Source organism: Cyanobacterium sp. (assembly GCF_054166785.1).
In genome coordinates this window covers 17,155-30,937 of the sequence record NZ_JBSZCP010000018.1, presented here as the reverse complement: position 1 = coordinate 30,937, position 13,783 = coordinate 17,155, and the positions used below count along the sequence as shown (strand labels likewise).

The window sequence follows — 13,783 nt, the reverse complement described above, 5'->3', positions numbered from 1 at the left end:
TATACCATGCTAAAAACTATCAAATACCCATTCTTAATCATTCTCAGTACCATTGTCCTATTACCCGCCTGCAACTTAGCAAATAACGTTGATGAAGTCACTAATCCCATCGAAGAAGAAACCATCACAGAAACCCCAGAAATAGCCCCCATTGACGATAGTAATTCCACAACACTAAATCTGCAAACTTCAGGACAGGGAATTTTTGAGCTAGAAAATAGAGAAGCCATGGAAATTACCGCCGTTTCCTTCACCATGACAGATGACGATAAAAGTGAAATCAATATCACCCTCGCTGACAATACCACCATTTCATTTGCAGGGGAAACCCAACAAGACAACGATTCCATTATTACCTCCCTTACAAATTCGGGTATGGCAGATGCCGAAGGTTATCTAACCATGCAACATCAAAACGAAGAGATAACCCTATTACAAGGAGAAGGTTTATTAGACTCCCAACCATTTTCCATCAATTTTGCCCTAGAAGAAAATGAAACTAATCCCCCTGGAGAAAATGAAACCACCGTCCCAGAAGAAAATCCATCATCCAATGATATTAATTTTTATCAACAACTAGGACAAGGCATATTTAGTCTGGAAGGAAGACAAAATGAGATTATCTCTTCTGTGATGGTACAAATTAACGAAGATAATAAAGCCACCATCGGAATGTCTCTCAGTAATGATACAATCTTTAACTTTCGTGGAGAAGTTTCCCAACAAGATGCCTACACCATCAACATTCAACTAACTTCATCAGGAATGGCCGATGCAGAAGGTTTATTAAAACTAGAATATGGAGCGAATAATTCTATAAATAATCTCATGGCAAATGGTAAATTAGACGGACAAACATTTTTAATTAATTTTAGTAAATAAGATTAATTTTAACCATAACAACTAAACTATAAATAGTAGCTAATTTCTTTTTTTTTATATATAAAAAAGACCCCGACATCCCCAGCTTTTTTCACTATTTGAAACCAGCAAGAGAAGGAGGTGTATGAAACATAAGTTAATTAGCTACAGTTACTCTAAACCCCATTGGTGCTTGAGTACATCTTTATACATATTCTCCCTAACAAGCATTTGCTCATATAGTTTAATTAAAAAATCCCTAGCTTGTTCCCTACTCATTTGGTCAACCTGAGTTTCAAATGAACGCAAATTAAACTGTTGTTCTAGGGATAGTTGTGCTTTTTTGTTCATAACTTTCATACACTCCTTTGTTTTGTGATAATTTTGCCTAGATAACTAAGCATTTATCAGAACTAATAACTACACCCATCATAACAATAGGATTCGGAAAATAAATGCTCATTATGAACAATAAGTAATTGTACTCATGCTATTTTTTGCCATGTAAGTTATTGTTAGGCATCCAAAACCTTTTATTTATCAAGGTTTACTTCAATACAGTAAAGGGTGACTAAAGTAAATATTTTTTTAGCAAAAGTTAACAAAATAAGATAATCCGTTACACAATTTTCAGAAAAATAAGTAAATTTGAGTCCGATTTATAAACTGTACTTACAGTGTTGACTTAACTATTGCCTGCCCTAATAAGCGCTAAATACCATGGCTTTTACCCAATACCCAATGACGACGGAAAAAACGGTATAAAGATGATTCTTCTAAGGATAGATAAATAGGTCGCCCGTGGGGGCAAGTATGGGGATTTCTGGTCATTTTCCATCTATCTACCATGTCTTGCATCTGATTGATGGTCAATTTTGTACCATTACGAATGGCACTACGACAGGCAACGGCAACCATGGCACTATCAACATCTGCACCCCAACTCAATTCCAGAAGGGCTTCGGTGATGTCATCTCTTTGGGCTAACATCTGGGGAATATTACGCACTGCCCACAAGTCTTCCCCAAAACTTTCGATGTCTAGTTGGAGGTTGGTTAGTTGCTCAATTTGTTTTGGTAAAAGGTTATGAAGAATAATCGGTTGGGGGAGGGGAATTAGTTGCCATTGGTCTTGCAGTTGTTCATATAATATTCTTTCATGGGCGATGTGTTGTTCTATGAGCCACATTCCTTGATCATGTTCAGCTATGATGTAGGTGTTGCGTGATTGGGCTATTACTTGTAAATCTATTAAGCCGATAGTTTTTTCTTGGGGGAGATTTGTTTCTGTTTTTTCGACATTATAAAGAGTTTTATTTTCGGATACTTTAAAGATATTCTCTACTCTTTTATTTTCTATTTGGTGATTGATATTATTATCAGTTATTCTAAAAATATTATTAATAGCGGACTTAATTTGCTCTTGCCAAAATTCAATATTATGTAAGTAAATTTCTGCTTTTGCTGGGTGTCGATTCCAGTCTATTTGTTGGGGAGAGGTTTTGAGATGGATAAAAATAACGGGAAAACGATCGCGCCCTAGGGTACGATGAAACGCTGAATAAATAGCTGATTCTAGCTCAGGAGATTTTACCACTCTGCCATTTATTCCTATTTTAACCCAGTCTGGGCGAGGACGAGAAAGGCGATCGGGTAATCCTAAGACTAAATCTAGGGAGGATTGATTATTTTCTTGGGGAGTATTTATGGTTATTTGTTGGGAAGTTAAGTCATGATAATTGATAGTTTTAGACAGTTGAGAAAATATTTTTTGTACTTGCTCATTACCGTTTATATAAAGTATTAATTTATCATCTACAAATAGTTGCCAAGTTACTTCAGGATGGCATAGGGCAAGTTGTCCAATTAGGGTTTGAATTTGTTTAATTTGTTGTTTGAAAGGGGGGGTTGCCTGACGACGTAGAGGAATATTTTTAAAGAGGTTTTCCACTGTAACTATGGTCCCGGGGGCGATCGCAACGGGATTAACTGTACTAAAATGATTATCATGGCAACAAATCTCATAACCACAATCATCCGCCACCCGACTAACGATTTTTACATCCGCTAACTGGGCAATACTATGTAACGCTTCTCCCCGAAAACCGAGGGTGTTGATATGGTGTAAATCTTTCGTTTCCCTTATCTTGCTAGTAGTGTGGGCTTGAGTGCATAACAGCAAATCATCCTTATCCATAGCCCTACCATTATCCGCCACCTGAATCATCCACAACTCAGGCTTAAGACTAACGACAATGCGACTAGCCCCCGCATCCAAACTATTTTCCGCCAACTCCCTTACCACCGCCGTGAGAGAATCTATCACCTCCCCCGCCGCAATTAATTTTATGACATCGATAGGAAGTTTTTGAATTAACATCATTAGCAATTGAGAATGGGCAATGGGCAATGGGGGATGCCAAAAATTTATAAAAACTTGTGACTCATTACCAATTATTTTATTATCAATCAATTATTGGTATATTGATAGTCAGTAATCATCCAATATATTAAAGATATGGCAGGTAAAATCAAAAAAGGAACCTACGTCAAAGCCGTTAGAGAAAAACTAGAAAATAGTCTCGAAGCCAAAGCCAGTGATAGCCGTTTTCCTAGCTACATATTTGAAAGCAAAGGAGAAATCCTCGACTTAAACGATGAATATGCCCTAGTAAAATTTTACACCCCAACCCCTAATGTTTGGTTTCGTCTCGACCATTTAGAGGTAATCGACTAGAATTAATTTTATGGCAGAATCCATCTATCTCTCATCCTGTAATAAACTAGCCAAAGTATCCATTATCGGGGCAGGAAATGTAGGACGCACCGTTGCCCAACGGGTTATTGAAAAAAATTTGGCAGACGTTTGTTTACTCGACATTATCGAAGGCTTACCCCAAGGGATTGCATTGGATTTAACCGAAGCCCAAGGCTTAGAGTATCACCATTGTGAAATAATGGGAACTAACGATTATGCCGATACCAAAAACTCCGATATTGTGGTTATTACCGCAGGAATTGCTAGGAAACCCGGAATGACTAGGGAAGATTTATTAAAAATCAACGCCAAAATAGTCATCGAAGCTACCCACAAATCTCTCCATTATTCTCCCAATGCAGTGTATGTGGTAGTTACCAACCCTCTGGATGTGATGACTTACCTAGTCTGGAAAACCAGTGGTTTACCCTCTGAGAAAGTGATGGGTATGGCGGGGGTGTTGGATTCTGCGAGGTTAGAAACCTTTATTGCTTTTGAGTTGGGGGTATCTATCCATGATGTGCAGGGCATGGTATTGGGAGGGCATGGGGATTTAATGTTGCCCATTCCGAGGTATTGCACCGTTAGTGGTATTCCTATCACTGAATTATTACCCACCGAAACCATTGATAAATTAATTCAGCGCACCCGAGATGGAGGTGCAGAAATTGTCCGTTTACTCAAAACTGGCAGTGCTTATTATGCCCCTGCTTCTTCTGCTTGTTATATGATTGAGTCGATTTTATTTAATCAGTCTCGGTTGTTGACAGCGGCGGCTTATCTTCAAGGGCAATATGGCTTAAATGATTTATTTTTAGGTGTACCTTGTCGATTGGGTAGCAATGGTATTGAGCAAATTTTGGAAATTAATTTGACTCCTGAAGAAAAAGATATTTTGCAAAAATCGGGTAAATTTGTCCGTGATAGTATTGATGTTGTTCTCAACTTTCGGTAAATAACTTAAATCATAGAACTATTTTTCAGGAAAAAGCGTCAATTATAATGAATTGTTGTACAATGACTTGTTAACCTCAAGCACTCATCGATACAAAAAAAAAGAGATACTATGTGGAAAAAATTGACCCTTAAATTAGCATCAAAACTAGGAATTATCGCCTTTTTCTGGATGATACTCTTTTGCGCATCCGCCGAGGCAGCCCTAGAGTTAAGGGTAATGGTACGTAAAAGTGCCAATAGTTTACCCATCGGAAGTTCAACTACCGCCGTGGTAAAAGGTGGAGATGGTAGAGTATTAGGACAAGTAGCCGCCAGAAATTCCTTTAATGTTCGTGGCAATGGAAATAATGTTAATTTAGGGCAATGGAATTCTAATCGCATTTGGTTAGAACCCACAGGGGATGGGGTAGTATGGATTGGGGATAAATGGTATCGAGGTAGAGTTTTGTTAGTTAGGGAAGGTAGTGGAGTTACAGCCATTAACTATGTTGATATGGAAGAATATTTATATAGTGTCGTGGGGGCAGAAGCTATTCCCAGTTGGCCCCAAGAAGCCCTCAAAGCCCAAGCAGTGGCTGCCCGTAGTTATGCTCTCCATCAACGAAATAATTCCCGTAATGCTCTTTATGACCTTGATACTACCACAAGAACTCAGGTATATAAAGGATTAAGTAGTGAATACACAACTACCCATCAAGCAGTAAGAGCTACGGAAAATCAGGTAATGACTTACAATGGACAAGTAATTTTAGCGGTGTTTCATTCTTCTTCGGGGGGGCATACGGAAAATGTAGAGGATGTGTGGACTTCCCCTTTACCTTATCTTCGTGGGGTGGTAGATTATGATCAAACTTCCCCCGTGTTTTCTTGGAATAAAACCGTTAATACCAATCAAATTAGTCGGGCAGTGGGGGGTATTGGTAATATTCGTTCTATGGTACCAGAAAGAACAACTCCTCAAGGTAGGGTGGTATCTATGCGGGTGGTGGGAGATTCTAATACTCGTAGTGTCAGGGGTACGGATTTAAGACAGGCGTTAGATTTGCGTAGTACCCTTTTCCGTGTTTCCATGGGTAATGGTGGAGTGCAGGTTTCGGGAAGAGGTTTTGGCCATGGTATTGGTTTAAGTCAGTGGGGTACTTATTATTTAGCTCAAAATGGTATTAATTATCAACAAATTTTGGCTCATTATTACCAAAATGCTCGACTTTCTCGATTACAAACTAGATAATTTTTATAATTTGCCATGATTACCGTATCTCCCCTTCAGGATTGGGAAATATCCTTTGATTATATCGGCACTGTTTTAATGGGGCAGTTGAGAGATGGGCAATATTTAGTGTGGGAGTTGACGGCGGAAAATAGTCATTTTGTTCGTTTTAATAATGCTAAGGTAAGGCAGACGGGCATGGTGGTGGATGGGCAGGTGTCCATGAAGATGATTGCGGAGGGGAGAATTGCTTATGTTGATTTTCCTTTGACGGGGGATAAGGAGGTTGATTTATCCATTGCCCAAGAATCTTTTGATTATTTACAGGGGATAATTTCTCAATTGCCTCTGGATCCTTATATTGTGTTACCTTCTAATCAAGGCTCTAGTCATGAGGTATATGGGGGGAGTTTGCTTCATCCTGATGAGGTGGTGAATCATATTTTACCTTTGGTGCAGGGGTTAGATTTTACGGGGCTTTATGCTTCGGGGAGTGTGATTCGGGCAAATTACAATTCTTTGGGGCAGAAACATTGGTTTGCTACGGAGTCTTTTTTTGTGGACTATTCTTTGATTAATGCCCATGGGAAGGCTATTAAGGGGTGTTATTCAGGGCGTGATTGGGATGAGGCACTTTTTTTGAAGCACATTGAGGGGGAAAGGGTTTTACTAACAAAGTTAGATTTACCTATCCATGAGGTTTTACCTAATGCTTATGGTGCTTATCTTGCCCCTGCAGCAGTGGCTGATTTGTTACATATGTTTTCTTGGGGGGCGATGGGGGAGGCTTCTATTCGTCAGGGGGGTAGTTTTTTGTCTGGAATGAGGGATAGGGGGGAGAGTTTATCTTCTTTGTTTAATTTACGGGAAAATTTTGCTGGGGGTAGTGTGCCTCGGTTTAATAATTTTGGGGAAATTTCTCCTTTATGTTTACCTTTGTTTGAGGGGGGTAAATTGGTTAATACTCTGATTAATAGTCGTACGGCTAAGGAGTATGGCTTACGGGCAAATGGTGCGAATGGGGGTGAAACTTTGCGATCGCCCGAAATACTAGCAGGAAACCTCAAATCAGAGAATATTTTATCGGCCATAGGTACTGGGTTATATATCTCTAATTTACATTATCTTAACTGGAGCGATCGCCCCGGGGGCAGGGTAACGGGAATGACTCGTTATGGTTGTTTTTGGGTGGAAGATGGGGAAATTGTGGCTAGTATCAAGGATTTACGATTTGATGATTTTCTTGGTCAAATTTTTGGTGATAATCTCGTGGATTTAACAGATTTTCAAGAGTTTATCCCGGATGTTGGCACCTATGGAAATCGCTCCCTGGGCGGTAGTCTTGTACCCGGTATTTTGTTAAAAGCCTTTACTTTTACTCTTTAAATTCTAAGGATAAAACAGGGATAATTCAATCGTTATTATTTTCTGCCTCTTACCTCTTGCCCATCCCAAGCAAAAATCTTAAAATCAGTAACACCTAATCATCAACCATTATTAACCGTGAATATTTCTATAGAAAAAGGCTTTATTAAAATAAGAGAATTTAACCATTATTACGAGTGGGTAAAACAAGAAGATAACAACTCAAAACCCGTCATGGTTTTTATTCATGGTTGGGGTGGTTCTTGTAATTACTGGCGTACTACGGCAAGGGCGATCGCACCTTATTTTGATTGTTTATTATATGATATGAGGGGCTTTGGTCAATCTCAGGAAAAAATCCCCAATGATAAACCCCAATCCTACGAATTAGAAGAATATGCCCAAGACTTACTCACCCTATTAGAAGCATTTAACCTAGAGAAAATTTATCTCAACTCCCACTCCATGGGGGCATCCATCGCCACCCTTTTTCTATCCATTGCGCCCGAAAAAGTAGAAAAAGCCATCCTCACCTGTAACGGTATCTTTATTTATAATCCCCTCGCCTTCTCCATCTTTCATCAAGTGGGGGGATATGTGGTTAAACTCCGCTATAACTGGCTTTTAAAAATTCCCCTCGCCGAAAAGTTTTTCATGGCAAGATTTTTACATCGCCCCATTGCCAAGGAAATGAGCATCGCTTTTTTAGAAGACTTTTTAATGGCAGACTATCAAGCCGCCCTTAATACCATCTATTCTTCTGTGAGTAAAAAATCAGTGGAAACCTTACCCCAAGCCTATCAAAACATTTCTGTACCCACCCTGTTAATATCAGGGGAAAAGGATCAAATAATTCCTGCTAGTATGGGTAAAGCCGCCGCCCTTCTTAATCCAGAAAAGATTGAATACTATTCCATAAAAGATACTGGGCATTTTCCCATGTTAGAAGATAGTGTCACTTATTTAAAAGTTATGGGAGACTTTTTAGAATTAAATATTAGTAGTTAAAATAAAATATAAATCTGATTTATCCCTAAACAATTATTTTAAATAACATTTCTCAAACGAGAAAAAATAAGTAATAAAATGCTCGTAACAAATAAAGCTATTAATCCAGCTACCATAGGAGCAATAAAAATACTAAATACGGGTAAATTAAAGAGGGTAAATAACGAACTATGAAGCAGGGGAAGAAAATAAACTAAAGCCATGGTTGCACCCCCGACAAATAGTAAATCCCATTTTTCAATTACTTTTTTCCAGAGCATTAAAACTAATAAACCCATTATTCCTCCTAAAATTCCCATTTGTACCCCCAACGAAAGAGTTTCTAGTAGGCTAGTAATGGCGATCGCCACTAATACCCCCTCAAAAGCCCAAAAACTTACTCCCCTTAAGATAGAAGCCATGGGCAAGGGTTGTTTAGGAGTTTTTTCCTTCACAGGTTTTTGCGGTTTTTCCGTCGGTTGAATACCTTGTTTAGTAGGATTTACTGGCTCAATATGGACAGGTTCGGGTTCATGGGTAGGGGGACTTGTATTTGTGGTTACAGGGGGATTAACCGTGGGCTGAGGATTCATAGGAGGAACATTTGCCACCCCTTGCTTGGGAGGATTAATAATTTTAAGAGCATCCGTTGCATTTTGAAATCTTTTGGCTGGATTATGTTGTAACATTTTTTCAATGGTAAGCCCGAGGCGATCGCTCACTGTAACATACTTGCGCCACTGCCATGTATTACTGTAAGCATCATATAAATCCGTGACAGGCTTCCCCGTCAAAAGATGGACACAAGTCACCGCCAAAGCGTATAAATCCGTAGAAGGAAAAACCTGAGCCCCTGCCATTTGCTCTGGGGGGGCAAAACCCATAGAATAAATACCAGTAGATTTCCCTTGAGGATTGACGCCATGATTCGTCACCACCTTCACCGCCCCAAAATCAAGAAGATAAATCACCCCATCGTGCCTACGCATAACATTAGAAGGCTTTATATCTCGATGAATTGAGCCGTTGCTATGGACAAAAGCTAAAATTTTGAGAACTTCTTTTAAAATTTGCGTGACTTCCTGCTCAGAAAAAGCCCCCCTTTGTAGCAATTCCTGCTCTAAATCCTGCCCCTCAATATATTCTTGCACCAAATAAAAATATTGTTCTTCTCCTTGTTTTTTACCATTAATAGTACCTTGCACAATTAACGGAAAATAAGCAAATAAATCAGGAATTTGTGGATGACGATTACCCAAATTTTCCAATACAAGGGCTTCTCTTTCAAACAATTCCAATGCTACTACCAACTCCGCCTCTCCTAAATCTCCCTCTGGCTGAAACTGTTTTACCACACACTTTCTCATGGTGGGGCTATATCTGTCTAAGGCTAAATATGCCGCCCCAAATCCCCCTTTTCCCAGTAGTTTTATGGGTAAATATCGACCTGCTAATATTAGGGGCATTCCGCAACTAATGCAATATTTTTGTTGTACTGTTTTTAGCACCGAGACATTTTTTAATTCTCCAAAACTATTTATCGGATGTTGACAATAGGGGCGGGTACAGGTGATATTCATGGAACAAAATAGATTTTATATGGGGAATTATACTTTTATTATAATTAGATTTTACTGAGGGTAATGATTAAGGAACAAAAAAAGACATTAATCTTTAAACTGTATCTAAATAAGGTTTATGGGTACAGTCGTAGGATATTATTTTAATGATTATCTTGAACAGATTATAATTATATATATAGTTAAAAGTTTAAGCAATACTCAGTAATAACGAACAATTGATAAATGGGGTGCTAGTGACATAAAAATGGATAATAATTTTATTCTTCAAGAGCAACAAAAAGATTTTTGCCATCGTTTAAAAGCAGATTCTCTTTGTGCTTGTCGATCTCATAATTGTTATACTGAAATTGATACTATTAAGGCTTTTGCTACTAAAACTATCCTTAATAATTTAGAGGTTTTACTAAGAAATAAAAAAGGTAGTTCTGATTATCATAATATACTTTCTAAACATTTTCTTAATAGACTGGGAGAACATTTTTTACAACAACGTTACCAAGATCTGATCATTTTAGAGAAACGCCATAAGGGATTAGAAGTAATTAATAATAGTTTTGTCATTGAGGGTAACTCTAATTTTAATATTTTGGTAAAAACAGTCCTAAAGAGTGATGATATTTGTTGGTTTTTAACCCCAGAAGAAGTTAATAACTATGAATTAATTATCTTTTTTATTTCTGTGTATGATTTACAAGATGATATAAAAGATTATCCTTTAATTTTAGCTGGTTTTTTACCCCAAGAATATATCAAAAAATACATCACAAAAGACTATATTTATATCTCCGATTTATTTTACGGAGGAGCATTAAAAGGCTATTTACTTTGGGCAAGAAAAAAACAAATTAATCAATATACTAGATTAGGTAGATTTCATGAGCAAAAAGGAGAGTTTGACTTAGCTATTCATGCCTATAATAAAGCCTTAACCATTGGTGAAGCTAACTCTAATCTATATTTTCGGCGAGGAATGGCACTGTGGAAACAAGGATATTACCGTAGGGCTATTGATGATTTTTCGGCGACTATTAAACTTAACTCTAATCATTTTTTAGCCTACCATTGGCGGGGTTTTGCCTATACTTATTTTCAAAATTATGAATCTGCATTGCAAGATTATGAGCAAGAGGTAAGGATTAACCCCGTAAGTTTTTTAGGTTACTATAAACGAGCTTTTATTAAAACAAAATTGGGGAATTTTTTAGGGGCTTTGGATGATTATCGAATTTGTATTACAATTAATCCTAGTTTTTTTCTGGCTTATTATAATCGAGGTTTTGTTTATCTTAAGTTGAAGGATTATGAGGATGCGATAGATGATTATATTCAGGCTTTAAAACTTAATCCTAGTTTGTATCAAGCTCATTATAATTTGGGCTATATTCATCAACTTTTAGGACATCATTCCGAGTGTATTATGGCTTATAAACACTGTCTTAGGTTAAAACCTGATTATGAAAAACCTTATTTTAATTTGGCTATTTTACAGGCTGATTTAGGTTATATGCAAAAGGCGATCGCTCTTTATGACAAATTATTAACAATAAATCCTGATTTTATTCAAGCTAAGTATAACCGAGATTCGTTATATTTTATTAGGGAAAACGAAGGAAAACTATTAGGAGAATATACACAATATAATGACAAAAAAAATAAGAAAATTCCTTATCTAGTAGATATAAAAACCTATAACTCTTTAATTAAGAAGAAAGACTTTCTGGATTGATTAATTATTAAACCTTCTTTTGCCGACAAAAAACTGAACAATTGTTCATAATCTTTTGAAAAGATAGTCTATTATTTTTTGTTATAATATGTAGTCTAATTGCTAATATTTTTAAGACTATGACAACTAACTTATCCATCCCTTTCAAACAATCAATACCCCTCGATGAAATTGCCTACAACGAAAAAGGATTAGTAGCGGCGATCGCACAGGATCATTTAGATGGTACAGTATTGATGATGGCATGGATGAATAGAGAATCCTTACAAAAAACCCTCGACACTGGAGAAGCATGGTATTGGAGTCGCTCTCGTCAAGAATTATGGCACAAAGGGGCAACCTCTGGACATATTCAAAAAATAAAAGCCATCCGTTACGACTGTGATAGTGACGCTTTACTACTCACCATCGAACAAATTGGCGATGTAGCTTGTCATACAGGGGAAAGAAGTTGTTTTCACCAAGTTGATCATAGCAAATCTGCACCCCCTGCCGATACCCTTACAGAATTATACAAGGTAATTTGCGATCGCAAAAATAATCCCTCAGAAAAATCCTATACCTGTAGTTTATTCCAAGGAGGAGATAATAAAATTCTCAAAAAAATTGGTGAAGAAACCGCCGAAGTAGTCATGGCTTTCAAAGACGATAACCCCGCCGAAATTGCAGGGGAAGTGAGTGATTTGTTGTATCATACCCTCGTTGCCCTAGCCCATCATAATGTTGACATTAGGGAAGTTTACAAAAAACTAGACGAAAGAAAAAAATAGATGTTGTTGATTTTAAATATGATTTGGCAGTTTGGATAGGCAATGGTAACAATACTCGAATACTAATTTATTTTCGTAGTCTAACCATATTTCATACCGTAATTAAGGGTGGGCAATGCCCACCATTCACCAAGCCTTAATTGCGAATTAAAATTACCGCCGTTTCCACATGGGTAGTCTGGGGGAAAAAGTCAGCGGATTTTACCTTCTCAATACGATAATCCCCATTTTCACACAGTAACTTCAAATCTCTGGCAAGGGTAGCAGGATGACAACTCACATAGACAATTTTATTCGGTTTCATCTTCCCTAAACTCTCTATCACCTCTGGTTGACAACCCTTACGGGGAGGATCTAAAATTACCACATCTGCATGGGTAGTTAATTCAGGAAAAACAACCTCCGCCTTACCCACCACAAATCGAACATTATCGATGTCATTGATAGTAGCATTATGATTAGCTAATTCAATGGCTACCTTATCAAACTCAATACCAATTACATTATCGACCTTTTTGGCAATGGGTAAAGTAAGAGTACCAATACCACAGTATAAATCAATTACCGTTTCATTTCCTTGAAAGTCTAGGGTATCAATTACCCATTTAAACAGTGACTCCGCCACGGTGGTATTAACTTGGAAAAAGGTTTCTGTGCGGAGGGTAAGGGTTAATCCTGCAAATTCTTCTTTTAAATACAATCTTCCTGCCAATAATTCCGTTTCTTCCCCAAAAATTACATTAGTGGGTTTAGGATTATAATTTAAAGTTACTCCCACCACATTCGGATAACGCTCTAACCATAAGGGTGCTTGTTCTGCTAATTTAAAGTTACTGGGTTTACTGATGACAATGGTAATAAGAATTTCTCCAGTATTTTTACCAATACGAAAACAGAGATGGCGTAGGATACCTTTTTTCGTTTCCTCATCATAAACGGGGATGCCTAATTCTTGTAAGTCTTGTTTTATTTCGGCGAGGAGGGGGTTTAATCTTTCGTCTTGGATGGGGCATTGATTAAGGTTAACAATTTGATGGCTACCTTCTCGATAATAACCAGCTTTGAGAGTGCCGTTTTGGGATACTCCAAGGGGATAACTAGCTTTGTTACGATAACCCAAATCTTTATCTGCCAAAATGTCTTCCACTTCAAAATCAGTAAAACCACCAATACGGGTTAGGGTTTCTTTGACTTGATTTTTTTTAACTTCTAGTTGATGTTGATAATCTATATGTTGCCACTTACAACCTCCACATTTATCTGCCACTATGCAACGGGGGCGAATACGATTATCTGAAGGGTTGATAATGTTTTCTAGTCTCCCTTCGGCATATTTTTTCTTTACTTTTATTAGTTTAGCCTGAATGCGATCGCCCGTAACCGTATGAGGAATAAAAACAACCTGAGAATCAATTTTTCCTACCCCATTACCATCACTACTAACATCTTCTATATCAATCTCTACCAACTCACCTTGTCTAATCATTGAAGCTCTTTTTTTACCATTACAATACTTAGATCATATCAATAAATGGGGGGTAGATGTTGAGAGGTGGTAAGTATTATT

12 protein-coding genes are annotated in these 13,783 nt (G+C 37.6%); 8 read left to right on the top strand and 4 right to left on the bottom strand.

What is annotated here, in order from left to right; genetic code table 11:
* The first annotated feature begins 6 nt into the window (after positions 1-6).
* Positions 7-882, top strand: a complete 876-nt coding sequence (locus ACXITR_RS02615; RefSeq protein ID WP_457995675.1) for a hypothetical protein — start codon at positions 7-9, stop codon at positions 880-882.
* 150 nt (positions 883-1,032) lie between these two features.
* Here ACXITR_RS02615 and ACXITR_RS02610 read toward each other — a convergent pair whose 3' ends face one another.
* Positions 1,033-1,212 carry an NblA/ycf18 family protein gene (locus tag ACXITR_RS02610; RefSeq protein ID WP_457995674.1) on the bottom strand — a complete coding sequence of 60 codons (180 nt, stop codon included), beginning with the start codon at positions 1,210-1,212 and terminating at the stop codon, positions 1,033-1,035.
* A gap of 360 nt (positions 1,213-1,572) precedes the next feature.
* Complete coding sequence (mutL, locus tag ACXITR_RS02605) at positions 1,573-3,240, bottom strand: DNA mismatch repair endonuclease MutL (protein ID WP_457995803.1); 1,668 nt, start codon at positions 3,238-3,240, stop codon at positions 1,573-1,575.
* A 138-nt stretch (positions 3,241-3,378) separates the two neighbouring features.
* Here mutL and ndhO point away from each other — a divergent pair, with 138 nt between their 5' ends.
* The 5 genes from ndhO (at position 3,379) to ACXITR_RS02580 (ending at position 8,158) form a co-directional block, all read left to right on the top strand.
* The gene (ndhO, locus tag ACXITR_RS02600) at positions 3,379-3,597 is read left to right on the top strand and encodes an NAD(P)H-quinone oxidoreductase subunit O (RefSeq protein ID WP_457995673.1); all 219 of its coding nucleotides are present in this window, start codon (positions 3,379-3,381) and stop codon (positions 3,595-3,597) included.
* A gap of 10 nt (positions 3,598-3,607) precedes the next feature.
* Positions 3,608-4,573 carry a malate dehydrogenase gene (gene mdh / locus ACXITR_RS02595; RefSeq protein ID WP_457995672.1) on the top strand — a complete coding sequence of 322 codons (966 nt, stop codon included), beginning with the start codon at positions 3,608-3,610 and terminating at the stop codon, positions 4,571-4,573.
* Positions 4,574-4,684: 111 nt separating this feature from the next.
* Positions 4,685-5,806, top strand: a complete 1,122-nt coding sequence (locus ACXITR_RS02590) for a SpoIID/LytB domain-containing protein (protein ID WP_457995671.1) — start codon at positions 4,685-4,687, stop codon at positions 5,804-5,806.
* A gap of 15 nt (positions 5,807-5,821) precedes the next feature.
* The gene (locus tag ACXITR_RS02585; protein WP_457995670.1) at positions 5,822-7,171 is read left to right on the top strand and encodes a metallopeptidase TldD-related protein; all 1,350 of its coding nucleotides are present in this window, start codon (positions 5,822-5,824) and stop codon (positions 7,169-7,171) included.
* 123 nt (positions 7,172-7,294) lie between these two features.
* Complete coding sequence (locus ACXITR_RS02580; RefSeq protein ID WP_457995802.1) at positions 7,295-8,158, top strand: alpha/beta fold hydrolase; 864 nt, start codon at positions 7,295-7,297, stop codon at positions 8,156-8,158.
* 38 nt (positions 8,159-8,196) lie between these two features.
* Here the strand turns inward: ACXITR_RS02580 and ACXITR_RS02575 are convergent, their stop codons facing one another.
* The gene (locus ACXITR_RS02575; protein WP_457995669.1) at positions 8,197-9,717 is read right to left on the bottom strand and encodes a protein kinase domain-containing protein; all 1,521 of its coding nucleotides are present in this window, start codon (positions 9,715-9,717) and stop codon (positions 8,197-8,199) included.
* Between the two features lie 247 nt (positions 9,718-9,964).
* On the opposite strand from ACXITR_RS02575, the gene ACXITR_RS02570 reads away from it, so the two are divergent.
* Together ACXITR_RS02570 and hisIE are read left to right on the top strand one after the other, a co-directional pair.
* Positions 9,965-11,446 (top strand): tetratricopeptide repeat protein, encoded by a 1,482-nt coding sequence (locus ACXITR_RS02570; protein ID WP_457995668.1) that lies wholly within the window; start codon positions 9,965-9,967, stop codon positions 11,444-11,446.
* 119 nt (positions 11,447-11,565) lie between these two features.
* Positions 11,566-12,216: a bifunctional phosphoribosyl-AMP cyclohydrolase/phosphoribosyl-ATP diphosphatase HisIE gene (gene hisIE / locus ACXITR_RS02565; protein WP_457995667.1), complete on the top strand. Its 651-nt coding sequence runs from the start codon at positions 11,566-11,568 to the stop codon at positions 12,214-12,216.
* A 136-nt stretch (positions 12,217-12,352) separates the two neighbouring features.
* On the opposite strand, the gene rlmD is transcribed toward hisIE, so the two are convergent.
* Positions 12,353-13,702, bottom strand: a complete 1,350-nt coding sequence (gene rlmD / locus ACXITR_RS02560) for a 23S rRNA (uracil(1939)-C(5))-methyltransferase RlmD (protein ID WP_457995666.1) — start codon at positions 13,700-13,702, stop codon at positions 12,353-12,355.
* Between the last annotated feature and the right edge of the window lie 81 nt (positions 13,703-13,783).

What these genes read in the sequence shown, in the direction of transcription:
- ACXITR_RS02615 (WP_457995675.1), top strand. Translation starts at nt 7, where the DNA reads ATGCTAAAAACTATCAAATACCCATTCTTAATCATTCTCAGTACCATT.
- ACXITR_RS02610 (WP_457995674.1), bottom strand. Translation starts at nt 1,212, where the DNA reads ATGAACAAAAAAGCACAACTATCCCTAGAACAACAGTTTAATTTGCGT.
- mutL (WP_457995803.1), bottom strand. Translation starts at nt 3,240, where the DNA reads ATGTTAATTCAAAAACTTCCTATCGATGTCATAAAATTAATTGCGGCG.
- ndhO (WP_457995673.1), top strand. Translation starts at nt 3,379, where the DNA reads ATGGCAGGTAAAATCAAAAAAGGAACCTACGTCAAAGCCGTTAGAGAA.
- mdh (WP_457995672.1), top strand. Translation starts at nt 3,608, where the DNA reads ATGGCAGAATCCATCTATCTCTCATCCTGTAATAAACTAGCCAAAGTA.
- ACXITR_RS02590 (WP_457995671.1), top strand. Translation starts at nt 4,685, where the DNA reads ATGTGGAAAAAATTGACCCTTAAATTAGCATCAAAACTAGGAATTATC.
- ACXITR_RS02585 (WP_457995670.1), top strand. Translation starts at nt 5,822, where the DNA reads ATGATTACCGTATCTCCCCTTCAGGATTGGGAAATATCCTTTGATTAT.
- ACXITR_RS02575 (WP_457995669.1), bottom strand. Translation starts at nt 9,717, where the DNA reads ATGAATATCACCTGTACCCGCCCCTATTGTCAACATCCGATAAATAGT.
- ACXITR_RS02570 (WP_457995668.1), top strand. Translation starts at nt 9,965, where the DNA reads ATGGATAATAATTTTATTCTTCAAGAGCAACAAAAAGATTTTTGCCAT.
- hisIE (WP_457995667.1), top strand. Translation starts at nt 11,566, where the DNA reads ATGACAACTAACTTATCCATCCCTTTCAAACAATCAATACCCCTCGAT.
- rlmD (WP_457995666.1), bottom strand. Translation starts at nt 13,702, where the DNA reads ATGATTAGACAAGGTGAGTTGGTAGAGATTGATATAGAAGATGTTAGT.